The 23,064-nt window shown below is 55.6% G+C and carries 21 protein-coding genes; 11 read left to right on the top strand and 10 right to left on the bottom strand.

Annotated elements, in window-relative coordinates; all coding sequences use genetic code 11:
- Nucleotides 1-18: 18 nt before the first annotated feature.
- Together nirD and nirB are read right to left on the bottom strand one after the other, a co-directional pair.
- Nucleotides 19-408 (bottom strand): nitrite reductase small subunit NirD, encoded by a 390-nt coding sequence (nirD, locus tag ACJAXR_RS06080; protein WP_415057352.1) that lies wholly within the window; start codon nt 406-408, stop codon nt 19-21.
- Nucleotides 408-2,966 carry a nitrite reductase large subunit NirB gene (gene nirB, locus ACJAXR_RS06075; RefSeq protein ID WP_415057351.1) on the bottom strand — a complete coding sequence of 853 codons (2,559 nt, stop codon included), beginning with the start codon at nt 2,964-2,966 and terminating at the stop codon, nt 408-410. Before nirB ends, nirD begins: the two co-directional genes overlap by 1 nt.
- Nucleotides 2,967-3,447: 481 nt before the next feature.
- On the opposite strand from nirB, the gene greB reads away from it, so the two are divergent.
- Nucleotides 3,448-3,921 carry a transcription elongation factor GreB gene (greB, locus tag ACJAXR_RS06070; RefSeq protein ID WP_415057350.1) on the top strand — a complete coding sequence of 158 codons (474 nt, stop codon included), beginning with the start codon at nt 3,448-3,450 and terminating at the stop codon, nt 3,919-3,921.
- Nucleotides 3,922-3,948: 27 nt separating this feature from the next.
- Here greB and ACJAXR_RS06065 read toward each other — a convergent pair whose 3' ends face one another.
- Complete coding sequence (locus tag ACJAXR_RS06065; protein ID WP_415057349.1) at nt 3,949-6,450, bottom strand: ABC transporter permease; 2,502 nt, start codon at nt 6,448-6,450, stop codon at nt 3,949-3,951.
- Complete coding sequence (locus ACJAXR_RS06060; RefSeq protein ID WP_415057348.1) at nt 6,447-7,127, bottom strand: ABC transporter ATP-binding protein; 681 nt, start codon at nt 7,125-7,127, stop codon at nt 6,447-6,449. Before ACJAXR_RS06060 ends, ACJAXR_RS06065 begins: the two co-directional genes overlap by 4 nt.
- Nucleotides 7,128-7,142: 15 nt before the next feature.
- Here ACJAXR_RS06060 and ACJAXR_RS06055 point away from each other — a divergent pair, with 15 nt between their 5' ends.
- From ACJAXR_RS06055 to ACJAXR_RS06045, 3 genes are read left to right on the top strand one after another with little or no spacing between them, the layout of a single operon-like run.
- Nucleotides 7,143-7,775, top strand: coding sequence for an arylesterase (locus tag ACJAXR_RS06055; protein WP_415057347.1), 633 nt, complete (start codon nt 7,143-7,145; stop codon nt 7,773-7,775).
- Between the two features lie 31 nt (nt 7,776-7,806).
- Entirely contained in the window at nt 7,807-8,127 is a 321-nt protein-coding gene (locus ACJAXR_RS06050; RefSeq protein ID WP_415057346.1) for a hypothetical protein, read from the top strand.
- Nucleotides 8,128-8,137: 10 nt separating this feature from the next.
- Nucleotides 8,138-9,115 carry a L,D-transpeptidase family protein gene (locus ACJAXR_RS06045; protein WP_415057345.1) on the top strand — a complete coding sequence of 326 codons (978 nt, stop codon included), beginning with the start codon at nt 8,138-8,140 and terminating at the stop codon, nt 9,113-9,115.
- 76 nt (nt 9,116-9,191) lie between these two features.
- Here ACJAXR_RS06045 and ACJAXR_RS06040 read toward each other — a convergent pair whose 3' ends face one another.
- Entirely contained in the window at nt 9,192-9,452 is a 261-nt protein-coding gene (locus ACJAXR_RS06040; RefSeq protein ID WP_415057344.1) for an Lpp/OprI family alanine-zipper lipoprotein, read from the bottom strand.
- Between the two features lie 216 nt (nt 9,453-9,668).
- On the opposite strand from ACJAXR_RS06040, the gene ACJAXR_RS06035 reads away from it, so the two are divergent.
- The 3 genes from ACJAXR_RS06035 to ACJAXR_RS06025 all read left to right on the top strand — a co-directional run bounded on the left by ACJAXR_RS06035 (nt 9,669) and on the right by ACJAXR_RS06025 (nt 12,872).
- Nucleotides 9,669-11,078, top strand: coding sequence for a GntP family permease (locus tag ACJAXR_RS06035; RefSeq protein ID WP_415057343.1), 1,410 nt, complete (start codon nt 9,669-9,671; stop codon nt 11,076-11,078).
- A gap of 87 nt (nt 11,079-11,165) precedes the next feature.
- Nucleotides 11,166-11,450, top strand: a complete 285-nt coding sequence (locus tag ACJAXR_RS06030; protein ID WP_415057342.1) for a GNAT family N-acetyltransferase — start codon at nt 11,166-11,168, stop codon at nt 11,448-11,450.
- A gap of 192 nt (nt 11,451-11,642) precedes the next feature.
- The gene (locus ACJAXR_RS06025; RefSeq protein ID WP_415057341.1) at nt 11,643-12,872 is read left to right on the top strand and encodes a hypothetical protein; all 1,230 of its coding nucleotides are present in this window, start codon (nt 11,643-11,645) and stop codon (nt 12,870-12,872) included.
- A gap of 57 nt (nt 12,873-12,929) precedes the next feature.
- Here the strand turns inward: ACJAXR_RS06025 and ACJAXR_RS06020 are convergent, their stop codons facing one another.
- A complete protein-coding gene (locus tag ACJAXR_RS06020) occupies nt 12,930-14,012 on the bottom strand; it encodes a 3-deoxy-7-phosphoheptulonate synthase (protein ID WP_415057340.1) in 1,083 nt (360 codons plus the stop codon).
- Between the two features lie 240 nt (nt 14,013-14,252).
- Here ACJAXR_RS06020 and ACJAXR_RS06015 point away from each other — a divergent pair, with 240 nt between their 5' ends.
- The 3 genes from ACJAXR_RS06015 to cysB all read left to right on the top strand — a co-directional run bounded on the left by ACJAXR_RS06015 (nt 14,253) and on the right by cysB (nt 17,270).
- Nucleotides 14,253-15,209: a putative 2-dehydropantoate 2-reductase gene (locus ACJAXR_RS06015; RefSeq protein WP_415057339.1), complete on the top strand. Its 957-nt coding sequence runs from the start codon at nt 14,253-14,255 to the stop codon at nt 15,207-15,209.
- A 9-nt stretch (nt 15,210-15,218) separates the two neighbouring features.
- Nucleotides 15,219-16,127, top strand: coding sequence for a 5'-nucleotidase (locus ACJAXR_RS06010; protein ID WP_415057338.1), 909 nt, complete (start codon nt 15,219-15,221; stop codon nt 16,125-16,127).
- 168 nt (nt 16,128-16,295) lie between these two features.
- A complete protein-coding gene (gene cysB / locus ACJAXR_RS06005; protein WP_415057337.1) occupies nt 16,296-17,270 on the top strand; it encodes an HTH-type transcriptional regulator CysB in 975 nt (324 codons plus the stop codon).
- A gap of 50 nt (nt 17,271-17,320) precedes the next feature.
- Here the strand turns inward: cysB and ACJAXR_RS06000 are convergent, their stop codons facing one another.
- Nucleotides 17,321-18,052 (bottom strand): phosphoadenylyl-sulfate reductase, encoded by a 732-nt coding sequence (locus tag ACJAXR_RS06000; protein ID WP_415057336.1) that lies wholly within the window; start codon nt 18,050-18,052, stop codon nt 17,321-17,323.
- Between the two features lie 218 nt (nt 18,053-18,270).
- On the opposite strand from ACJAXR_RS06000, the gene thrH reads away from it, so the two are divergent.
- Nucleotides 18,271-18,888 (top strand): bifunctional phosphoserine phosphatase/homoserine phosphotransferase ThrH, encoded by a 618-nt coding sequence (gene thrH, locus ACJAXR_RS05995; RefSeq protein WP_415057335.1) that lies wholly within the window; start codon nt 18,271-18,273, stop codon nt 18,886-18,888.
- Between the two features lie 84 nt (nt 18,889-18,972).
- Here the strand turns inward: thrH and pabB are convergent, their stop codons facing one another.
- The 3 genes from pabB to ACJAXR_RS05980 are packed head-to-tail and all read right to left on the bottom strand — an operon-like array spanning nt 18,973 to nt 22,868.
- Entirely contained in the window at nt 18,973-20,319 is a 1,347-nt protein-coding gene (pabB, locus tag ACJAXR_RS05990) for an aminodeoxychorismate synthase component I (protein WP_415057334.1), read from the bottom strand.
- Nucleotides 20,316-21,329: an alpha-L-glutamate ligase-like protein gene (locus ACJAXR_RS05985; protein ID WP_415057333.1), complete on the bottom strand. Its 1,014-nt coding sequence runs from the start codon at nt 21,327-21,329 to the stop codon at nt 20,316-20,318. Before ACJAXR_RS05985 ends, pabB begins: the two co-directional genes overlap by 4 nt.
- A 9-nt stretch (nt 21,330-21,338) precedes the next feature.
- A complete protein-coding gene (locus ACJAXR_RS05980; protein WP_415057332.1) occupies nt 21,339-22,868 on the bottom strand; it encodes an inactive transglutaminase family protein in 1,530 nt (509 codons plus the stop codon).
- Nucleotides 22,869-23,064 lie beyond the last annotated feature (196 nt).

Raw genomic sequence — 23,064 nt, 5'->3', positions numbered from 1 at the left:
AGCTGAAAATGGAGCCTGTCAGGGCGCGGTCTGAATTTCGACAACCTCACCGTTGAGGCGCGCGGGCCAATGACGTAGTTGCTGGTCTGGATATTCCAGGCAGGTTCCGTTATCCAGCCGGTAGTGCTGCTTGTACAGTGGTGAGGCAATGACCAAACCACCCTTGAGGTGGCCGATGATGCCGCGACCTATGACGTTGGCGCCGGACTTGGGATCATGGTTTTGCAGGGCAAAAACTTTTTCCCCATCCTCGGTTTGAGGTAGATGAAAAAGGGCAACCTGAGTGTTGTCCAGCCAGACCACTACACCGGAGTTGGCAACCAGGTCCTGGCGTTGACAGATGGGCTTCCATTGTTCGGTCGGCACGGCTCCGGATTTTTCGGTACGGGCGACATTGGTGTGAGTCATCAGACTGCCTCCTCGGCGACAGGTATCAGGTGGAGTTCGGAAGTCTTGGCCGGTCGGTTCTGGCCTCTTTCCTTGACGAAGTGGATGTCCGGGTCGCTGCGCTCGTCGTTGACGAAAGTACGGAAGCGCTTGAGTTTCTCTGGATCCTTGAGAGCATTGGCCCACTCGCATTCGTAGCGATCAATCACCAGCTGCATCTGCGCCTCGAGTTCGTCGGCCAGCCCGAGGCTGTCATCGATGATCACATCTTTGAGGTAATCGAGGCCGCCTTCCAGACTCTCGCGCCAGACCGAGGTACGCTGCAGGCGATCGGCGGTGCGCACATAGAACATCAGGAATCGGTCGATGTAGCGGATCAGGGTGGCGTCGTCCAGATCGGTGGCAAAGAGTTCTGCGTGGCGCGGACGCATGCCGCCATTACCAGACACATACAGATTCCAACCATTTTCGGTGGCGATGACGCCGACATCCTTGCTTTGCGCTTCAGCACATTCGCGGGTACAGCCGGATACGCCGAACTTGATCTTGTGCGGAGAGCGCAAGCCCTTGTAACGGTCTTCCAGCACAATGGCCATGCCGACACTGTCCTGCACGCCGTAGCGACACCAGGTACTGCCGACACAGGATTTGACCGTGCGCAGGGATTTGCCGTAGGCGTGACCGGTCTCGAAGCCGGCATCGATCAGTTCAGCCCAGATATCCGGCAGCTGATGCAGTTGGGCACCAAAGAGGTCGATGCGCTGACCGCCGGTGATCTTGGTGTACAGGTCGTACTTTTTCGCCACGACGCCCATCGCAATAAGTTTATCGGGGGTAATCTCACCTCCGGCGATCCGGGGTACCACCGAGTAGGTGCCGTTCTTCTGCATATTCGCCATGAAGGTGTCATTGGTGTCCTGTAACGGCACCAATAGTGGATCGGTGATTGGCTGGTTCCAGCAGGACGCGAGGATCGAACCGACTGCCGGCTTGCAGATGTCACAGCCGGTGTGGCTGCGGCCGTGGCGAGTCAGCAGTTCATCAAAATGGGTGATGCCCTCGACTCTGACGATCGCATACAACTCCTGGCGGGTATGCGCGAAGTGCTCGCACAGGCTCTTGTCCACTTCGACGCCGCGCGCACTGAGTTCGTACTCGAAAACCTGCTTGAGTAACGCACTGCAGCCACCGCAGCCCGTTCCGGCTTTGGTCGTCACTTTCAGATCACCAAGATCGGTGCAGCCGGCATCAACCGAGCAGCAGATGGCACCCTTGCTGACGTTGTGGCAGGAGCAGATTGTCGCGGTATCGGGCAGGGCATCAGCGCCTAGTGAGGGCGTGCCGTCGGACAGCGGCAGGATCAGACCGGCAGGGTCCTTGGGCAGGTCGATAGCATTCTGGGCATATTGCAGCAGCGTGTCGTAATAGCTGTTATCGCCGACCAGAACGGCACCAAGTACTTTTTTGCCGTCGGCAGAGACCACCAGACGACGGTAGCTAGCATTGGCTTCATCGATAAATCGATAGCTCTTGGATCCTTCGGTAGCGCCTTGGGCGTCGCCGATTGATCCCACGTCGATACCCAGTAGCTTGAGCTTGGTTGACATGTCGGCGCCGGTGAACGATTCGTGTGGCTCGTCAGTGAGCTGCAGCGCGAGGTTGCGCGCCATGCTGTAGCCGGGGGCTACCAGACCGAAGCAGGTACCATTCCAGGCAGCGCATTCGCCAATGGCAAAGATGACCGGATCACTTGTCCGATAATCGTCGTCAATTGCAATGCCGCCTCGTGGCCCTAGTTCCAGCCCGGTGCTGCGGCCGAGGGCATCCTGCGGGCGAATGCCCGCCGAAAAGACGATCAGGTCGGTTTCTAGGTACTCGCCGCCCTTGAAGTTCATCCGGTAACGGTAGTCCTGGCCGACGACGATCTCTTCGGTGGCACAGCCCAGGTGTACGCCAACGCCCAGCGCCTCGATCTGCGCACGCAAGGCAGCGCCGCCCTCATCATCGAGCTGCACGGGCATCAGCCGCGGGGCAAACTCTACAACGTGAGCTTCGAGACCCAGGGACTTGAGTGCATTAGCAGCCTCCAGGCCAAGCAGGCCACCACCGACAACTACGCCTCGGCGCGAGCCGGTTGCTGCCTCACGGATGGCATCCAGGTCGTCCAGCGTTCGGTAGACTAGCCGTGAATTGCCTTCAGCACCTGTAATCGGCGGTACGAACGGATAGGAGCCAGTTGCCATTATCAGCCGATCATAGGGTTGGCGACCGTTGCCGGTAATAACTTCCCTGCGCCCGCGATCAATGTCTAGCACCTGAACACCGAGATGCAGTTGCACCCCATTGGTGGCATACAGTTCTGCATTGCTGAGGGCGAGTGATTCGGCATCACGTCCGCCAAAGTATTCGGAAAGATGCACTCGGTCATACGCCCGTTGGCGCTCTTCACCAAACACATGGATGTCGCAACGGGCGAGCGCGCCACGCGCAATTAACTGTTCGACGCAATGATGGCCTACCATGCCGTTGCCGATAATGACCAGAATCTCTTTGCTGGCCTGATGGGTGATAGAGCTCATAGCTGTTCCTCCGTCGCAGCCGTTGCCGTCGGCAATGGCCCAAAACAAAAAAGGCGCCTGGAGCTGATTATCAGCTCCAGGCGCCTTTGCCTGATATTCATAGGTTGTTTACAGTGGGTGAGTGCCTGGCAACGTTGCCGGGATCACCTGTCCCGGAAGAGGCCGTCATTGACCGCCAGGATTGTCCAGCTGTACGTCAGGCCGGATTACATAACATGTTAAGCAATTTATATGCCACTTGATCAAGAAGACGGCGGATGCTCTGCTCAGACTGGAGAGCGGATCCGTTTTAAACCCCGTATTGCGGTTGCATGGGTGGTTTTGTCAGAACGTGATTTGCCCTGAGGTAATCGCTGAACACGATGTTTTTGTAAAGCGGCTCTGCTGGAAATTGGGTCCACTAAGGTGCGAGAAATACAAAAAATCCCTTTTTTAGTGCGGCAGCCACTGGCTAAGCGCCGGAAGAACAGAGAGCGAAACAGTGACAACACGATTGATAACGCTGGAAGGCTACGAGCAGCTGAAACAGGAGCTGGATTATCTGTGGCGCGAGAAAAGACCTGATACCACGCGCAAGGTTACCTGGGCGGCTTCTCTAGGTGATCGCAGTGAAAACGCGGACTACCAGTACAACAAAAAGCTGCTACGTGAAATCGACCGGAGAGTACGCTACCTGCGCAAACGCATCGAGGATCTGAAGGTGGTCGAGCATCGATCCGAGCAGGAAGGACGCGTGTTCTTTGGCGCCTGGGTCATTGTGGAAAGCGATGAGGGTAATAATCGGCGGTTTCGGATCGTTGGCTACGATGAGATTTTCGACCGCAAGGACTACATCTCCATCGATTCGCCCATGGCTCGAGCACTGCTGGGTAAGTCAGTCGGCGATGAGGCCGTCGTCACCACCCCCGAGGGAGAGATGGGCTGGTGGATCAAACAGATCGAGTATATTGTTTAGGCTAGCCACCCTTGGCCTGCTGCCTATTCAGCTGCCACGATTGATCAGACGCATGGGACTTTCACGTACCACCGCTCGTGTACCCAAGGCACCGGCGACGCCGATCAATACTGCACCGGTCAGCGGTACCCCTATCCAGAGAAGGTAATGCGGTGACCATTCAAGGTTTAGCGCGAAACGATAGAGTAACCAGGTGATCAGCTCAGCCGCGACGATAGCCATGACGCCGGCCAGGGTGCCCAACAGCGCAAACTCCAGTCGATTGGCTTGACGTAGCAATGCCTTGCGCGCCCCCAGCGTGCGCAGTAAAGCGCCTTCATACAGACGGTTGTCGAGGGTTGACTGTAAGGCGGCAAAGAGCACCGTGAAACCAGCCAGTAGTACAAAGACCATAACGTACTCGACCGCCAGGGTGACCTGAGCGAGGATGTCGCGGATTTGCTTGAGCAAGGCTTCGACTTCGAGAAGAGTCATGGCGGGGAAGGCCTGTGCCAATTCGCGCAGTTCCGCCCTTTTCTCGGTCGGCAAGCTGAAGCTGGTCAATATCGTGGCCGGCATGCTGTCCAGGCTGCCGGGCGAGAAAATAACGTAAAAGTTCGGGGTGAAGTTGTCCCAGTTGACTTCGCGGATATTGATGACGCGGGCATCCAGTACTTGCCCGGCGATCACGAAGCTCAACTCGTCGCCCACTGTCACGCCCAGACTGCTAGCCAGGCCGGACTCGATGGATATTAGCGGCTCATCCGCGGGCAGAGGCTCTGGCCACCATTGGCCTGCTAGTAGCTGGTTGTCGGCTGCCATGCTGGCTGACCAGGTCAGGCTCAGGTCGCGGCTGACTGCCCGTTCTCCCTGAGTATCCTTGGTGACAATCTCGCGTACCGGCTGGCCATTTATTTCCGTCAGACGCCCCGGTGTAACCGGATACAGTGGTGCGCTGACTGCGCCAATACGCTCCAGCGTTGCCGAAAACGCTGCTTGCTCATTGGGCATGATATTGAGCGCGAAATGGTTGGGTGTGTCCTCGGGCAGTTGTTCTTGCCAGGTGTCGAGGAGCTCGGTACGCAGTATCAGAACAACCACCATCGACATCAGAATAAGACCGAAGGCAAGGATCTGTCCTGCGGCAGCTATTGGTCGCTTGAGCAACTGACCGCTGCCCAGACGCCAGGCTAGGCCGGCGTTGCGCAGCCGGCTTCCGGACAGGCGCAGCAGCGCCCAGGCTATCAGTCCCAGCAGCAGCGCCGCGATAGCACCGCCGAATACAACGGCCAGGGTGATACGCAGGTTGCCGGTGAATTGCCACATCAACAGGCTGAGTCCGCCCAGTGCGAGTCCATAGATCAGCCAGCCACTGCTGGGCAGCGGTGCCAGGTCCCGGCGCAGTACCCGTAGCGGCGCGACCTGGCCAAGACGAATAAGCGGTGGCAGCGCGAAGCCCGCCAGCGCAATCAGGCCGGTGGCCGCCCCCACTACCAGGGGTTTGAGCCCGACGCCAGGGAGATTGGGGGGCAACAGCTCGCGCAGTAGATACACCAGCCCCCATTGCATGACCCAGCCCAGAGCCAAACCAATCAGAGTGGCAAGTAGACCCAGGCAGGCCAGTTGAATCAGGAAAATAGACATCACCCGGCGGCGGCTGGCACCCAGGCACCGCAGCAGGGCGCTGGTATCGAAATGTCGCGTGGCAAAACGGCTGGCCGAGAGGGCGACAGCGACGCCTGCGAGCACGACTGCGGCTATGCTGGCCAAGCCGAGAAACTGGGCGGCACGATCCAGTGCACTACCAATCTGCTGGTTATCGTCAGCAACCGTGGTCAGTTGGTGATTGTCCTCCAGCTGAGGGCGGAGCCAACTTGTATAGCTCTGTAATGCGGTCTCTGATCCGCTAAGTAGTAGCCGGTAGCGCACGCGGCTACCGGGCTGAACAATCTCGGTTGCGTCCAGATCGGCCAGGTTCATCAGCACCCGCGGGGTAAGGCTGTAAAAGTCACCGGCACGGTCAGGCTCATAGGTCAGCATCGATTCGATGTTCAGACTGATGCGTCCGACGTCCAGGGCGTCGCCTGTCTCCAAGGCTAGCTGGGCGGCCAGGCGAGGCTCTACCCATATTTCGCCGGGCAGCGGAATACCGGTAGCCACGCGTTCGGCGCCGAACATTTGTTCGGCGATGCGCATTTGACCCCTCAGCGGATAGCCGGGACCAACTGCCTTGACGCTCGCTAGCTGCATCTCCACGTCGCTGGTCATCATGCTATTGAATTCGACAATGTCGACATGTGCAAGGCCGCCCTCCAGGGCGCGCTGCAGATACGTTTCAGGCAGGGGTGCCCGGGAGGAAACGACCATGTCGGCACCGAGAAATTCCGCAGCTCGACTGACCATGCCGCGCTGTAAACGGTCGGTGAAAAAACTGATCGCGGTACTCACCAGCACGGCAATAATCAGTGCCATGATCAATACGCGCAATTCGCCGGCACGCCATTCGCGTGCCATTAAGCGGGTGGCCAGTGACCAGGTGCCGGTCTTCATTGCACCGGCTCCAGCAGGCGTCCGGCTTCCAGCTGCAGTGCATTCTGGCAGCGTTCGGCCAGGCGCTGGTCATGGGTGACCATTACCAGTGTGGTGTGTTGCTCGCGGTTCAGCTCGAACAGTAGGTCGGTAATGTGCTGGCCGGTGACGGCGTCTAGGTTACCTGTGGGTTCGTCGGCGAAGAGAATATCCGGTTCGCTGGCAAAGGCGCGGGCAATGGCCACCCTTTGTTGCTCTCCACCGGAGAGCTGGCGCGGGTAATGGGTGAGTCGTGCCGCCAGACCAACGCGGTCGAGCAGATGGGCAGCACGCTGTCGGGCGTCGCGCCGGCCGTGCAGTTCGAGGGGCAGCATGACATTTTCCAGCGCGGTAAGACTGTCAAGCAGTTGGAAAGACTGAAACACGAAGCCGACATGATCTGCGCGCAGCTTGGCGCGCTGGTCTTCATCCAAGGCACTCAGATTTTTCCCGGCCAGATGTACTTCGCCACTGCTTGGCAGATCGAGACCTGCGAGCAGACTCAGCAAGGTTGATTTACCCGAACCGGAAGCGCCGACAATGGCTACGCTACTTCCTCGTGCGATTTCCAGACTGACATCGTCTAGGATGGTCAATGTCGCTTCCGGGCTGCGAACGACTTTGCTAAGGTAACTGGCAACGATCACGTTGTCTGACATGGAATATGCCTTTTGATGAGGGTCTTAAAAAAATACCTGGTAATCGCGACTTTATGCATGCTGGCAGGATCTGCAAATGCCCAGGGAATACTGATAGTGGGAGATAGTATCAGCGCCGCTTTCGGTATGGATATCGCTGATGGCTGGGTGGCGCTGCTAGAACAGCGTCTGGCGGCAGAAGGCGAGTCCATTCCGGTGGTCAATGCGTCCGTTAGTGGCGACACCACGGCTGGAGGGCTGGCCCGCCTGCCACGCCTGTTAGAGCGGCATAGCCCCGAGGTTGTAGTGATTGAGTTGGGTGGCAATGACGGGCTGCGCGGAATGCGGCCCACAGATATGCAACAGAATCTTTCGAGGATGGTTGAGCAGGCACAGAACAGCGGTGCAGATGTGCTGCTGTTGGGTATGCGTCTGCCGCCCAACTATGGGCAACGCTTTACCGATGCCTTTGCCCAGGTCTTTGTCGACGTGAGCACTGAGCATGAGGTGCCACTGATGCCTTTTCTACTTGAAGGTATTGCAGGTACAGCAGATCAGAGTCTAATGCAGGCCGACGGTGTGCATCCGACAGCTCAGGCGCAGCAGCGCATACTCGATAACGCCTGGCTTCTTATCGATGTCTGGCGCTCGTCGCGCGAAACGCACTGAATTACAGGCGCTCATACGGCAGGAGAAAAGTGTGACAGTAAGCTGGATGGCCAGACGGTGGTGCGTGGTTGAGCGCGAAGAACAGCATGACCTGTTTGTTGGCGACCCTTGGCATACCCATCTGACTGACATAAATATGCGCCTGGATGTGCCGGTGGAGCGCACCCTGTGTGGTGACTTATTGCCCGCGCGTCCAGTTTTCAGTGAGTTGCTGCGGGCTATAATGCCGCAGTTGTGTCCCCAGTGTCTGGCGAACGCCCGCTCACAGCGCGTCACAGCGAGCCGATCAGCCAGTCCTCGTGGTGAGCAGCTAAACGACAGACGCCGCCAGATTGATCTCGGCGTTGCATAGAGGTACTGACATGCGCCCTGGTTTTTTCAAGCGTGGCTACTTATTCTGCCTGGGCATCCTCGCGGCGCTGGCATCGATTGCCGGACCCGTATCAGCATTCGAGTACCCACTTCAATATACAAACCAGGAACTGGTAGGCGAGCTGTACTCCGTTACCGCCCATTATGAAGATACCTTTGCCGGATTGGGCGGCGAACATGGGTTCGGTTATCTGGAGATGATTGCGGCCAACCCGAGTATGGATCCCTGGTTGCCCGGCGAGGGCACAGAGGTACTCATGCCTGGGTTGCACGTTCTGCCTGATGTGCCGCGCAGCGGTATTGTCATCAATTTAGCAGAATATAGGCTTTACTACTTTCCGCCGGAAGGTGGCAGGGTGCTTACCTTCCCCGTTGGCATCGGGCGAGAAGGCTGGTCATCGCCCATCGGGGAAACACGAGTGCTGCGCAAGGAAGCCAATCCTTCCTGGTATCCTCCCCAATCAATCCGTGAGGAGCACGCAGCCGAAGGCGATCCGCTACCAGCAGTGGTGCCGCCCGGTCCGGATAATCCAATGGGGCCTTTCAAGATGAATCTGGCCATGAGCGGATACGTGATTCATGGCACCAACAAGAATTTTGGCATTGGCATGCGCGTCAGCCACGGTTGTTTTCGCATGCGCAATGAAGACATCACCAGTCTATTCCCGCAGATACCGATCAACACACCTGTACGTATCGTCAACCAGCCGTTCAAACTGGGTCTGAGCGATGATGGCGATCTTTACCTCGAGGTGCACACGCCCCTCGACGGGGATGGCATGCCGTCTACCCTCGATCGCCAGGCAGCCATTGAGGAGGCACTGAATCAGCGCAATGACGCGGTAGTAGGTATTCGGCTGAATTGGCAAGCGATTAGGGATGCCGTGTTTGCCGAGGAGGGGATCCCCGTATTGATCGGCGAGGCAACGCAAGGGCTCGGCCCGAGTAAGCAAATAAACGCTTATTAATAGTCTCTTTAAGGCCGAAGCAGACTCAAGCATTTCGGCCGACACCGGCCGAAATGGTCGAGCCATCGGCGGGGTTTTACTTGCGGCTGGCTCGTTCCAGCATGCGACGAGCGCGTTCGTTGGCTTCCTCGGCCTTGCGGTCTGCGCGCTGCGCTGCGGCCATAGCTTCTTCTGCCATACGGTAGGCTTCATCAGCACGTGCCTGAGCGCGGGCGACAGAGGTTTCCGTCGCTGACAACCGAGCTTCCATTTGTTGTATCTGCTGGTCATTGGTGCTGCAGCCGGCGGCAAGCAATGCGGCTAATGTGATCGCGGATATCTGCAATGCGTTTCTCATGGGGATTCCCTTACTGGGTTGTACGTATTGGGTATATCTCTGCCAATTGGCCATAATTAGTCTAGCAGTAACTTCGAAAAACGAAACAATCGGCCTATAAAGCACTTAGCAGGAGTGGTATTCAGCGTATGGAGCGGGTGCTCTGGAATATTGTAATGTCGGGTAGCTAAGGTATCGTGTCGCAAGCTAATCAATAATTACAAAGGGATGCTTCCTATGCTGGGAAATCTGGGAAATCTGGGACTGCTGGCCGGCTTGGCGCTGCTTATCTACATGGCCATGCGCGGCATCAACATCTTTATTGCGTCACTTGTCTGCGCACTGGTGGTCGCCGTTACCAACGGTCTGCTGATTCCCCGCACGTTGCTTGAATACTATCCCTCCGGATCACTGGGCGCCTTTAGTTTTGCCGGCCGCTTTTTCCTTTTGTTTCTGTGCGGTGCGATTTTCGGTAAGGCCATGGCAACGAGCCAGGCGGCCAAGAGTATTTCCCTGGCTATCACGCGGAGTCTTGGCGTCAAGCACACTCTGCTGGTCGGCATGGTAGTTTGCGCACTGTTGACCTACGGCGGAGTAGTCGTCTTTGTTGTGGTCTTTACCATGTATCCGTTAGGTATCACATTGATGCGCGAGGCCAACCTGCCCAAGCGGCTATGGGCTGCCGCGACCTCTATTGGTGCGGGTACCTTCACGATGACGGCGCTGCCAGGTACCCCCTCCATCCATAATGTGATTTCCGCCAGCTCCCTGGGTACTGATTTGTTTGCAGGTGGCTGGATTGGTCTGTTCGCAGCAGTGATCATGGCAGGTCTGGGCATGTTGTATGTCGAGCGCGCCTGGCGCATCGCTCGGGCTAATGGTGAAGGGTTTGTGGAGAATGCTCAGGATCGACGCATGGAGCAGCTGGCCGGGGACATGGAAAATGTACCCTCCTGGAAGTTATCCCTGGTGCCGCTGGCTGTTGTTCTGGGCGTCATCATGTTACCGCGATTGATCATTTCCATGGCCGACTGGTCGCAAAGCGATAGCCTATTTGCCTCTCTCCTAGTGTTCAGCCAAGCGCAACCGATCATCTGGCCGAGTATGTCATTGATTCTCGGCTCGCTGACCTGTGTCGTACTGTTCCCATCCATGCGGCGCAAGACAGTTGAGGTATTCGGTCAGGGTGCAGAAGATTCCATCATGCCCCTGATCAATACGGCGGCGGTGATCGGCTTTGGTGGCGTAGTCACCCAGACGGCAGGGTTCAGTCAGTTCGCGCAGTGGATCCTGGCGGCTGATCTGCCGCCTTTGTTATCGGTATTCGCCTCTGCAAGTGTGGTGTCAGCGATCGTTGGCTCTTCGTCCGGCGGGTTGCAGATTTTCATGCAAACTCTCGCACCACAGTATCTGGAGATGGGCATCGAGCCGGAAATACTGCACCGTATCGCAGCTATTGCCTCCGGCGGCCTGGACTCGCTGCCACACTGTGGCGCAGTGATCGCCACCTTCATGATCATGGGCTTGACGCACCGCGAAGCGTATAAAGATATGTTCATGGTCACGGTTGCCATCCCGGTTATTGCCTGTCTTGCATCGATAGCGTTGCTGATGGCACTGGGGGTGGGAGTGACTCCGCCCGCATAATGCGGATTGACCTTCACCAGTGAATTTTCCCAGCTGGTGGGGGTCAAAATGCTTTGCAGCCATTTTCGCTGCCGGGGAGCATACGACATGAATCAGGACATCAACATCCAGCATGATCCGAACGATAAACAGTTTTTCATAACAATCGACGGTACCCGTGCTTACCTGGCTTACATGGATCTGGGCAAAAAGACGCTGGATATCTATCGCACCTTTGTTCCCAATGGGCTGCGAGGTAAAGGTCTGGCCGCCAAACTTACCGAGCATGCTCTGCAATTTGCCCACGACAAGGGCTATGTAGTGATTCCCTCCTGCTCTTATGTCGAGCGTTACATGCAGCGGCAGAAGAAGCTCGGGACTCGACAGCCCTGAATTCCTTGTCAGCAACTCCAAACGGGTGTCTCGCCTTCCTCCAATGGCCTGGGGTACAAGCTGACAACTGCGCTCGAATTTGTTCACGTCGGTCTATACACTCAAGTCGTTACCCTCAATGCTTGCAGGTCTGAATCTTTCAATCTTTGAATGTTATAAGCCAAGAGCAGGGAAAATGAGGTAGGAAAAATAATGGAAATGGGCGGTCGTTTCGAAAAGAGCGGGACTGTGCAGCAACGAATGCTGATGGTTATCGGTATCGTGTTTCTGATTCTGCTCTCGTGGACCGGAGTGATAGATCGCTATTCTGTTGCTTACGTCGATGGAGCTCTGCTGCAGACGTCTGTCGCCTTCGCGGTGGCTCGCTCATTGAATGCCGTTATTTCGGTGCTCCAATCGATAGATGTGCAGATGGTGGTGGTGGGCTTCAGTCCTGGGGAAGCGCTTGATCCTTTTAACGATATGGTCGAGCAATTTGGCACGTTGATGCAGTTCGCTCTGGGATCATTGATACTTCAGAAAATCCTGCTCGTTCTGGTCTCAGATCTATTCTTCAGAGTGTTGTTGACAGTAGTGGGTCTGCTGTTGATTGGGAGCCTGTTCACGAGCCACAGTCGGCTGATAGCTGTGTCACTCAAGATGTTCGTATTTATGGTTTTTCTGCGCTTTTCCGTGGTGCTGATGGTGGTGCTTAGCGGCTGGGTTGACCAGGTTTTCCTGGAAGAGCAACTGCGTCGGGACGTCACGGTACTGGAAAGGTTGCCGGTGAGTATTGATGTGATGAACCAGCAAACCAATGGTGGAGTTCCCTCGCTGGATGCGATGCATGACAGCGGTCTGGCGCAGCTTGCGGCCAAAGACGCCGAGGTCCAGAGTGCGCTTGGATCGATCGAGTCGACCCTCGGAGATCTTGTTCAGGAAAAACAGTCTGCGGATGTGTCACTCGGAGTGCTTGAATCTACTCTCAGCGCCAGCGAGCGCTACAATTTTTTGAACCGCAGTGCCGCTCACCGCGTCGCCATTACGCGTGTGGACTCAGTTGAGGCGCGTATTGCTGACTTGAAGAGCCAGATTCAGGCCCTGAAGCTTTCCATGGGCCGTATTGATCAAGAGCGCGAGGCGCTGGCGCAAGCCAAAGGGGAGAAAGGCGGATTCTGGAATACGCTTGGCAGTGGCATCAGCTCAATGGCGGTAAAGGTGACCAGATTGGGCGACCCGAGTACTTATTCGGAGCTGATGGATATCCTCAATAACATGGCGACCACAATTGTAACTGTCATGACCTTGTTTGTACTTAAAACGATGATCTTGCCGATTTCGTTTCTTTACCTGTTTCTGCAGGTGTTCAAAGCCATCTGGGGTATTGATCTAAGGATTCACCAACGTATCCCAGTTAAGCCCATGACTGCAGGAAAGGATTGATAAAAGTGCAAGAACTGACTAGCCACGACACATCTCGCGACTAGTCAGGCCGGTCTGTCAGTTGGTGGTGCGCTGACGGCCCGGCAAAATCTCTTTCAGTTTGGCATGCATGCTGCGCACGCTTGCCACGGTAGTATCCCAATCGATGCAGGCATCGGTGATGGAAACGCCGTATTGCAGGTCTTTCAGGTCCTTGGGGATTGACTGGTTGCCCCAGCCGATATGGCTTTCCACCATCAAGCCAATGATAGAAGTGTTTCCTTCCAGAATCTGATTGGCGACATTGTCCATTACCAGCGGCTGCAGGCCAGGATCCTTGTTGGAGTTGGCGTGGCTGCAATCCACCATGATGTTTGGTGCGATACCGGCTTTTTCCAACTCTTTCTCGCACAGCGATACGCTGACCGAGTCATAGTTGGGCTTGCCGTTACCGCCGCGTAGTACGACGTGACCGTATTGGTTGCCCTTGGTGGTGACGATCGATACCTGGCCATCTTGATTGATGCCAAGAAACCGATGCGGACTCGATACAGACTGCAGGGCGTTAATTGCCACGGTGAGGCCACCGTCCGTGCCGTTCTTGAAACCAACCGCGGAGGATAGACCTGACGACATTTCGCGGTGGGTCTGGGATTCGGTGGTGCGCGCACCGATCGCCGACCAGGAAATCAGATCCTGTAGGTATTGCGGCGATATGGGATCCAATGCCTCGGTGGCGGTGGGTAGGCCCATTGATGTGAGATCGCTCAACAACTGGCGGCCAATATGCAAGCCGTCTTCAATCTTGAACGAGTCATCCAGGTAAGGATCGTTGATCAGGCCTTTCCAGCCAACGGTGGTGCGCGGCTTTTCAAAGTACACTCGCATAACCAGGTACAGCGTATCGCCAACTTCTTCCGCCAATTGCTTCAGGCGTCCGGCGTAGTCCTTGGCCGCTTCTAGGTCGTGGATTGAGCAGGGACCAATCACGATAAAAATCCGGTGATCCTTGCCTTCGAGAATGTCGCGTATTACCTGCCGACTCCGGGTAACAGTTGCCTCGGAAGCAGCCGCCATCGGGATCTTAGCCTTGAGCTGGGCAGGGGTTATCAATACCTCATTGGAGGCAACGTTCAGGTCATCAATAGGTAAGTCAGCCATATCTTTTCCAGCGGTCATATAGGCGACCAATCGGGCCACCTTCATCAATAGCCCAACAGCTTAATCAAGGAAAGCGATGTAGGCTAGCCCATGGGCACATATTGCCTTGATTAAGGTTGTTAATCGTCAGAGGAGTCGGTTTGTGTTGGGCCAATCTTGGGCTCTTTGTCGCTTTGCTGACTGTCTTCCCCCCTTGCTGGGTATTACCATGGATAACTGAATTCAATAAGAGAGGTCGCCATGCAGAGCGTAAAACCACGCATAGGGGTTATCGGGACAGGGGCTATAGGTGGATTTTATGGCGTGATGCTCGCTAGAGCAGGCCATGATGTGCATTTTTTACTGCGCAGCGAGTATGCGGCGGTGAAGGAGCGAGGCATCAATGTGGACAGCATGGTGCATGGGAAGATGACGCTGCATCCGGTCCAGGCCTATCAGAGTGTGTCTGACATGCCGCCCTGCGATTGGTTGCTGGTGGGCACCAAGGCTACCGGCAATGCTGATCTGGCACCGATTATCGCTAAAGCAGCGGCGCAAGGTGCCAAGGTTATTCTGTTCCAGAACGGTTTAAATAATGAAGCGCATCTGCGGCCAATGCTGCCCGAGCATATTCATCTGATAGGCGGGCTATGCTATGTATGCCTGTTCCGTGAAGGCCCGGGTAAGGTCAAGCATCAAGCAAATGGCTTGATTGATCTTGGCTACCACTCGGGGTTGGCCAATCAGGAAGAGTCCGCAACTATTATTGCCGAAGCCGCAAAGATCTTTCGTGACTCGGGTATCGAAGCGCGTGAGATGGACAATATCGATGCGGCCCGCTGGCAGAAGCTGGTTTGGAACGCGTCTTTCAATGGGGTGTCGGTGTTGCTCGATGCGGGTACCGAGGCCTTGCTGAGGAATCCGGCAAGCCGTCGGCTGATCGGTGATCTCATGCAGGAGGTAGTGGCGGCGGCTAAAGCCTGCGGGCATGTCATGCCAGAGGATTACGCCGACAAGTTGCTCAAAGTGACCCGGCACATGCCCGATTATTACCCGAGCATGTATCATGATTGGCTGCACAAGCGTCCGATGGAGCTTGAAAGTTTGTACGGTGAAGCGTTGCGACTTGGCACCGAAGCCGGTTGCGAGATGCCCAGAACCGAGGCATTGTTAAATATGTTGCAGTTCATTCAGGACAGCTACACGACAACCGAATAGGAGCAGGGCATGCCGGTCAGGCTAGGCGAAAAACTCGTAGTGGCTATCTCCTCCCGGGCCCTTTTCGATCTGGATGACAGTCATCATGTCTATGAAAAGGAGGGCCTGGAAGCTTACCGGCAATACCAGATTGATCGTGAAGACATTCCCCTGGAGCAGGGCGAAGCCTTTGTGTTGGTGCAGAAATTATTGAACATCAATAGTCTGTTGGAAGGCGATACCCGAGTAGAAGTAGTACTGCTCTCACGCAACAGTGCCGATACCGGATTGCGAGTGTTCAACTCCATCCAGCACTACGGGCTGGGTATTACCCGTGCCGCCTTTGCTGGCGGACGCAGTCCCTACGCCTACATACCTGCCTTTGGTAGCCAAGTGTTTCTTTCTACCCACGCTGAGGATGTGCGCAGCACACTTGAAGCTGGTTTCGCGGCAGCGACTATCCTGCCCTCCAAGCATCGTCGTGAGGAACGTGATGAGTTACGCATTGCCTTTGATGGAGATGCTGTGCTGTTCTCGGATGAATCGGAGCAGATTTTTCAGCGTGACGGGCTGGAAGCATTTCAGGCCAGCGAGCAGGCTGCTGCTCGGCTCGCTCTGGGTGGCGGGCCATTCAAGGGGTTCCTTGCTGCGCTCAGTCGCATCCAGAGCGAGTTCTCCAATGGTCAGTGTCCCATTCGAACAGCTCTGTTTACTGCGCGGAGTGCGCCGGCTCACGAGCGCGTAATCCGCACCCTGCGCGAGTGGGATATCCGCCTGGACGAATCCCTTTTCCTTGGAGGCCTGGATAAATCCGAGTTTCTGCGGGCTTTTGGCGCGGATCTTTTTTTCGATGATCAGGAGGGTCACTGTCTGAGTGCCGTGGGTGTCGTTCCGACAGGGCATGTACCCCACGGGATCAGCAACCGGGCCTCAAAATAGGGCGTCTTGGCCTGACTATCGTTTTTTTTCAAACTGAGCCTTACTTCCCGCTTTAAATGGTCTAACCTGAGGTCATAACGCGCTAATATGGTTATAAAGAGCAGTGCGTACACAAGACGGCTCACAGCGCATGCTGGATCACCGGCGGATATGACAGAGGGTTGAACGATGAAGCTGCAGCAACTTCGCTATATATGGGAAGTGGCACATCATGATTTGAACGTATCCGCTACGGCGCAAAGTCTTTACACATCACAGCCGGGCATCAGTAAGCAGATCCGGTTATTGGAAGACGAGCTAGGCGTCGAAGTATTTTCGCGAAGTGGAAAACATCTGACCCGTATTACGCCGGCTGGCGAGCGAATTATCCAGACTGCCGGGGAGATTCTGCGCAAGGTCGACAGCATCAAACAGATTGCTCAGGAATTCAGCAACGAGCGAAAGGGTAATCTGACAATCGCCACTACCCATACTCAGGCCCGCTATGCATTACCACCCATCATCAGCCGCTTTATCAAGGGCTATCCGGATGTGTCGCTGCACATGCATCAGGGTACGCCGATCCAGATCTGCGAGATGACGGTAAACGGTACGGCTGATTTTGCCATTGCCACCGAGGCCCTTGAGCTGTTCTCGGATATGGTCATGATGCCGTGTTATCGTTGGAACCGTTGCGTCATTGTCCCCAAGGGGCATCCCTTGACCAAGGTCGGCCCGCTGACACTTGAAGCGCTGGCCGACTACCCATTGGTAACCTACGTGTTTGGCTTTACCGGGCGCTCAAAACTGGACGAAGCGTTTAGCGACAGAGGATTAAGTCCCCGGGTGGTATTTACCGCGGCGGACGCAGATGTTCTGAAAACCTATGTCCGCCTAGGTTTGGGGGTTGGCATCGTGGCGAAAATGGCAGTCGATCCGGTGGCTGATGATGATCTGGTGATGATCGATGCAAGCCATTTGTTTGAAGCCAGTGTGACCAAAATCGGCTTTCGTCGTGGCACCTTCCTGCGGGGATTCATGTATGCCTTTGTCGAGGCATTTGCACCCCACCTGACTAGAGAGCGTGTCGACCAGGCATTGTTATGTCACAGCAAGCCCGAGCTGGATGAGTTGTTCGCCGATGTGACGTTACCCGAGCACTGATCGAGCCTGAGCGGCGGCTCTGGTTTGTCGCCACGCCAGCGGGAGGGGCCTTAACCCTTGACGATCAGGTTGCCGCCATGCAGGCCGCATTCTTTTTGTGTTGCCTCTTCCCACCACCAGCGACCCTCGCGTTCATGCTGGTTGGGCAGTGTCGGTCGAGTGCAGGGCTCGCAACCAATGCTGACGAAGCCTCGCTCATGCAGGCTGTTATAAGGGATTTCCAGCATGCGGATGTAGTTCCACACATCCTCGCTGGTGAAATTTGCCAACGGATTGAACTTGATTAATGAGCGCTCTGGCGTGCTGAACGCGCTGTCGACTTCAATCACAGGTACATTGCTGCGGGTTGGACTCTGGTCCTTGCGTTGCCCGGTGAGCCAGGCGTCGACGTTAGAGAGCTTACGGCGTAAAGGTGCAATCTTGCGAATGCCGCAGCACTCGCCATGGCCGCTCTCGTAGAAGTCGAACAAGCCCTTTTCCTTTACATAGGCTTCCAGCGCCTGGTGGTCGGGGGAGAGCACCTCGATCTGTATGCCATAATGTGTACGTACCTGCTCGAGAAAGCGATAGGTCTCAGGATGCAGACGACCTGTATCCAGCGTGAACACCCGGATATCGGGGTTTAACTTCCAGGCCATGTCGAGCAGGACAATATCGTCAGCGCCACTGAAGGACAACCAGAGGTCCTGAAAGTGATCAAGAGCCAGCTGCAGTATCTGCTGGGGCGATTTGCCAGCGTACTCGTGCGCCAGTGTCTCTACGTTAAAAGGTGCGTTAGGCATCAGGCTCTCCGTGGCTGGCCGCTTGAAGTGGCCTGCGGTCGTTGTTGCGGGAAGTCTAACAAAGCCGCCTTAGTCCATCCTCTTTTATTTGGTTATACTTCCATGCCGTAACGTTATCAAAAAAAGGGCCTGTGGCCCTGTACCATTGCGCACGGCAAGGACAAAAGGTAGATTGTTGCGCCAACTTGACTGCCTACTGTGCCGATATGGAGTAATGTGTGGAAATCGCCTGCTTAGACCTCGAAGGTGTACTGGTTCCGGAAATCTGGATTGCATTCGCTGAAAAAACCGGTATTGCCGAATTGCGCGCAACCACGCGTGATATTCCCGACTATGACGTACTGATGAAACAACGTTTGCGCATCCTCGAGGAGCACGGTCTCAAGCTGGGTGACATTCAGGAAGTCATTGGTACGCTCAAGCCGCTTGAAGGTGCTCCGGAATTCGTAGACTGGCTGCGCGAGCGATTTCAAGTCGTTATCCTGTCAGACACGTTCTACGAGTTCTCACAACCCTTGATGCGCCAGCTGGGGTTCCCGACACTGCTCTGTCATCGCTTGATTACCGATGAAAGCAATCGCGTCGTGGACTACCAGTTGCGTCAGAAGGATCCAAAACGACAGTCGGTGTTGGCATTCAAGAGTTTGTATTATCGAGTAATAGCTGCTGGTGACTCCTATAACGATACGACGATGCTGTCCGAGGCCCATGCCGGCATTCTCTTTCACGCACCGGATAACGTGATCGCCGAGTTCCCCCAGTTCCCTGCTGTGCATACTTTCGACGCACTGAAGAAAGAGTTTATTTCGGCCTCTAATCGCCCATTGACTCTATAAGCGGCAAAGCTGATTGATGTCGGCGATTAGCCCTGTAGCGCGCGCTGCTTCGGAGTCACTGTGTCTTCGCCCTCGGCGGGCAACTTATTCAAGGGCTTTTAGCAATACTCTGACCTTGGTCAGGGTTTCCTGGTATTCAGCTTCGCCCTCGGAGTCAGCGACTATTCCACCGCCACCCCAACAGTAAAGGGTGTCATCCTGGTGAATCAGACTACGGATGGCGATATTCAGGTCCATCTGGCCCTCACATCCTATATAGCCGACGCTGCCGCAGTACAAGCTGCGCCTGACCGGTTCCAGTTCCTCGATGATCTGCATGGCACGAATTTTAGGCGCGCCGGTAATTGATCCGCCGGGAAAGGAGGCGGCTAGCAGATCCAGTGCGTCGTGGTCGCTGTCGAGTGTGCCGGTGACGCTACTGACTAGATGATGTACGTTTGGGTAGCTTTCCAGTTTGAATAATTCAGGTACCCGTACACTGCCCAATTCGCAGGTTCGGCTAAGGTCATTGCGCAGCAGGTCGACAATCATCAGGTTTTCGGCTCGATCCTTGAGGCACTCCTGCAGCTCCCGCGCCAGCGCTTCATCCTGCTCCGCTGTGACGCCTCGGGCCCGTGTGCCCTTGATCGGCCGCGTTTCTACTGTATCCCCGGTTACGCTGAGGAAGCGTTCTGGCGAGAGGCACAGCAAGGCGTAACCGGGTGCTTCGATATAAGCGGCAAAAGGAACCGGGCATGCCTTGCGCAGGCGTTGGTATGCCTGAAGCGGATCGCCGCTGCAACGGGCCTGAAAGCGTTGTGCCAGATTGATCTGATAGCAGTCGCCGGCGTTGATGTATTCTTTGATCTTCTGGAAGGAAGACTGATAGGCCTCTCTGCTTTGATCCGGCTGAAAGGGGGCGTTCAGACAGAAGCTGTCTGGCGCGCTGGTGCTGGTTTCCAGCAGCTTGACGAGTTGTTTGCGCTCACTCTCCGTGACTGTTGGATGACAGACAAGCCAGCAGCGTTTGGCTGAGTGATCGCTAATCAGACTCCAGGTGTAGATACCCATCTGCAATGCAGGCAGGCTGATATCGACCGTGGCCTGGCTCGTTAGATTCTCCAGTAATCGGCCAAAATCATAACTCACAAAACCCAATGCCCCAGCGCCAAAAGGTAGATGGATTTTGTCAGGCCAGGTGGCGGGAGCCAGGATTTGAAGTGCGTTGCGCAGGCGGGCGAGTGTGGCTGCGCCTGACTCGTCGGGGCGCGGAGAGATCAGCTGCAGCGGCCCGGCAGACAATATGCTGTACCGGGCAAAACGCTCTAGTCCTGCTGCTGAATCAAGCAGCACAGGGTGACCCAGTGAGCGTGAGGCGGTCAGGCGCGGCAGCGGGTCTGCCTGGTATGGCAGTTCCGTCAGCTGATAACAGCCTAGTGTCGGAACTGTCATGCCGGTGCGCCAGGCTCCTTATTCGTTTTTGATCCAACTGAAGCAGGTGGCCCGAAATGTCGTTGCGCATAGGCGACGCGTTCCAGGGCCATCTCGGTGCGGCCGATTTTTTTCAGCGCCGCCAGATGCCGTTCAACCATATGGCAGCGATGCGTCAAACCCGCATCATTGGCGATCTGGATGTTCAAACCCGGCCTTGCGTTGAGCTCCAGAATCAGCGGACCCTTTTCTTCGTCGAGCACCAGGTCGACACCGATATAGCCCAGTCCTGATAGCTCGTAACAGGACGCTGCCAGATTCATGAAGCCATCCCAATCGGGAAGCTGAACGTCGTGGACGGGGTTAGTGGTGTCCGGGTGCTTGCTGATCTTGTTGTTCAGCCAGGTTCCCTTGAGCGTCAGGCCTGTCGCCAGGTCGACGCCAACACCGATGGCCCCCTGGTGCAGATTGGCCTTGCCGCCTGATTGCCGCGTCGGCAGACGGAGCATCCCCATGACCGGGTAACCCATCAGTAGAATGATCCGTATGTCGGGCACTCCTTCGTAGCTGATGCCTTTGAAAAGCGGATCGGGTGTTACACGATATTCGATCAGCACGCGATCACGATGGCCACCAAGCGAATACAGGCCTGACAGAATGCTGGAAATATGATGACCGATATCGTCACGACTGATGATCTTGCCTGAGACGGTCTTGAACATGCCTTCGAAACGGTCAGCGATCACGATGATCCCGTCACCACCAGCCCCCTGAGCGGGCTTGATGACAAAGTCACGATAGCCTTTGACGATTTCGTCAAAGCGGTCGATATCCTTTTCTGTCTCGATAACGCCATACATTTTTGGCACATTGATACCCACTGCGATGGCGCGCTCCTTGGTCAGGATCTTGTCATCGACGACCGGGTAAAGATGGCGCTTATTATATTTGAGCACGTAATCGGCATTACGCCTGTTGATGCCCATCACGCCATTGGCCTGCAGTGTTTTCCAGGTATTCCAGAAGAACATGTTTTTTCCTCAGCCCTGTTTCGTCAGCGCTTTGAAGCGCATCAGTTCGGTCAACCGGTAACCGCGGTATCGGCCCATGGCGAGCATGAACGCAACCAGGATCAACAGCGTGGCGGGGAATGTGAAGAAGAAGTACGCCAGCTCCTGAATGGACATCAGCAGGTGCGCAAGGGTTGCTGCGACCAGTGTGCCGAGAGCGACCTTAAAGGAATGACCGCCACCGCGCTCTTCCCAATTGATCGACAGGCGCTCGATCGTCATGGTCAGGATCACCATCGGGAACAGCGACACTGCCAGAGCTCGCTCAAGTCCTAGCTTGTGGCTGAACAGACTGATTATTGCAATGATGATGACGACGAAGGTCAGTACGATCGACAGACGCGGTAACATTTGCAGTTTTAAATGCTCGAGATAGGAGCGTAGGGAAAGACCCAGAGCGGTAATCAGAGTGAAAAGCACAATGCCCCAACCCACTTGAGTTTCACGGAACGCCAGAGAGATTAGTACTGGAGTGAAGGTGCCGAGGGTCTGGATGCCAATAATGTTGCGTAGCAAAAGGATGACCAGTACGCCGATCGGAATCATGATCATGACGCGATACACCTGCTGGGCATGCAAGGGCAGGCCATACAGGGAATATTCGAGTAGTTGTGATGAGCCACTGTTGGAGGTCATCTCAGCCAGGCGCATTGCGTTCATTTCGCTGTTGGTAACGGTCAGTGTCAAATTGCCCCGTCGACCACCCTCGATATCGAACAGCGATTCGGTACCAGTCCACCACACCAGGCGGTTTTCCGGGATGCCTTGTTGTCCGGTCTCGGGGTGGAAATATAGCCAGCGCTCACCGTTGTAGCTGCGCAACCACAGCTCGGGCTCTTGGTTAGGAAGATTCTCCAGTCTCACGGTGTGTACTAGCTCTAGCGGAATGCGTGCCTGGGCAAGCAAAACATCGATGACACGTGCTTTCGCCAGGGGAGATGTGTCTCCACCAAGCAGCAGTTTGACGTTGTCGTCGGTGATGTCGTTAACGCGACTGATTGCTTCGCTGATGAATGTCTCGATGTCTGCTGAGTGCTGACGAATAGGGCTGATCAGTGCATTGACGGCAACCTGCTCTGCGCCTTCGAGCTGGATTGGGTCGCGCAGGGGTGGGCTGACTGCCGGTGGCGGCTCGCTGCTGTAGCGCTGAGTCAACACAAGACGGTAATAAAGTGCCTGGGTACCGCTGGCGCGTCGTGAGGACCAGGTCACCCGACGATTGCCATTTTGCTGGTTAATACTTACGCCGTAGTTATTGGAAATAAAGCTTTCATTGAGACTGATGTAATCCTGTGCCAGCGGCGGTATGAACATCTGAGCTTTGACCGGCACCCCTCTTGCTGCTTCGAATTCCAGTTTCGCATCCATACTCCAGATAGCGTCTGTTTCATCTTCCGTAAGGGGGATTTCCATGACATAGATCTGGTAGCCAGTGATGGCGATACCCAGACTGACCAGAATGGCGATCAGGATTTTCAAATGCGTATTGATCGATTGCATAGTGTTCTCAGCGGCAGAATGAGGGCGTGGCGCGTTCATTATACGCAGGGCGCGGCCGACGAATGGCATCTTAGCATGACCCTTCGCCGGGTCGTAGAGGCGGTGATCTACGCTCGCCAACGGCAACGGGTATAAATGTATTGTCAGTGCGGGTTGCCGCAGGCACAGATTGTTGACAATTCTATCTTTTAGGGCG

Source organism: Halopseudomonas sp., from assembly GCF_047631575.1.
Lineage (GTDB): Bacteria > Pseudomonadota > Gammaproteobacteria > Pseudomonadales > Pseudomonadaceae > Halopseudomonas.
Note: the sequence above shows the minus strand (reverse complement) of the source record. Positions and strands in the feature narration are given on the sequence as shown.

Excerpts from the sequence above, each read along its gene's own strand:
- ACJAXR_RS06015 (WP_415057339.1), top strand. The coding sequence starts at position 14,253 with ATGCAGAGCGTAAAACCACGCATAGGGGTTATCGGGACAGGGGCTATA.
- ACJAXR_RS05985 (WP_415057333.1), bottom strand. The coding sequence starts at position 21,329 with ATGTTCTTCTGGAATACCTGGAAAACACTGCAGGCCAATGGCGTGATG.
- ACJAXR_RS06045 (WP_415057345.1), top strand. The coding sequence starts at position 8,138 with ATGCGCCCTGGTTTTTTCAAGCGTGGCTACTTATTCTGCCTGGGCATC.
- ACJAXR_RS06010 (WP_415057338.1), top strand. The coding sequence starts at position 15,219 with ATGCCGGTCAGGCTAGGCGAAAAACTCGTAGTGGCTATCTCCTCCCGG.
- ACJAXR_RS06040 (WP_415057344.1), bottom strand. The coding sequence starts at position 9,452 with ATGAGAAACGCATTGCAGATATCCGCGATCACATTAGCCGCATTGCTT.
- ACJAXR_RS06020 (WP_415057340.1), bottom strand. The coding sequence starts at position 14,012 with ATGGCTGACTTACCTATTGATGACCTGAACGTTGCCTCCAATGAGGTA.
- nirB (WP_415057351.1), bottom strand. The coding sequence starts at position 2,966 with ATGAGCTCTATCACCCATCAGGCCAGCAAAGAGATTCTGGTCATTATC.
- ACJAXR_RS06025 (WP_415057341.1), top strand. The coding sequence starts at position 11,643 with ATGGAAATGGGCGGTCGTTTCGAAAAGAGCGGGACTGTGCAGCAACGA.
- ACJAXR_RS06055 (WP_415057347.1), top strand. The coding sequence starts at position 7,143 with ATGAGGGTCTTAAAAAAATACCTGGTAATCGCGACTTTATGCATGCTG.
- ACJAXR_RS06065 (WP_415057349.1), bottom strand. The coding sequence starts at position 6,450 with ATGAAGACCGGCACCTGGTCACTGGCCACCCGCTTAATGGCACGCGAA.
- nirD (WP_415057352.1), bottom strand. The coding sequence starts at position 408 with ATGACTCACACCAATGTCGCCCGTACCGAAAAATCCGGAGCCGTGCCG.
- ACJAXR_RS05980 (WP_415057332.1), bottom strand. The coding sequence starts at position 22,868 with ATGCAATCGATCAATACGCATTTGAAAATCCTGATCGCCATTCTGGTC.
- cysB (WP_415057337.1), top strand. The coding sequence starts at position 16,296 with ATGAAGCTGCAGCAACTTCGCTATATATGGGAAGTGGCACATCATGAT.
- pabB (WP_415057334.1), bottom strand. The coding sequence starts at position 20,319 with ATGACAGTTCCGACACTAGGCTGTTATCAGCTGACGGAACTGCCATAC.
- ACJAXR_RS06030 (WP_415057342.1), top strand. The coding sequence starts at position 11,166 with ATGAATCAGGACATCAACATCCAGCATGATCCGAACGATAAACAGTTT.
- ACJAXR_RS06035 (WP_415057343.1), top strand. The coding sequence starts at position 9,669 with ATGCTGGGAAATCTGGGAAATCTGGGACTGCTGGCCGGCTTGGCGCTG.
- ACJAXR_RS06000 (WP_415057336.1), bottom strand. The coding sequence starts at position 18,052 with ATGCCTAACGCACCTTTTAACGTAGAGACACTGGCGCACGAGTACGCT.
- ACJAXR_RS06060 (WP_415057348.1), bottom strand. The coding sequence starts at position 7,127 with ATGTCAGACAACGTGATCGTTGCCAGTTACCTTAGCAAAGTCGTTCGC.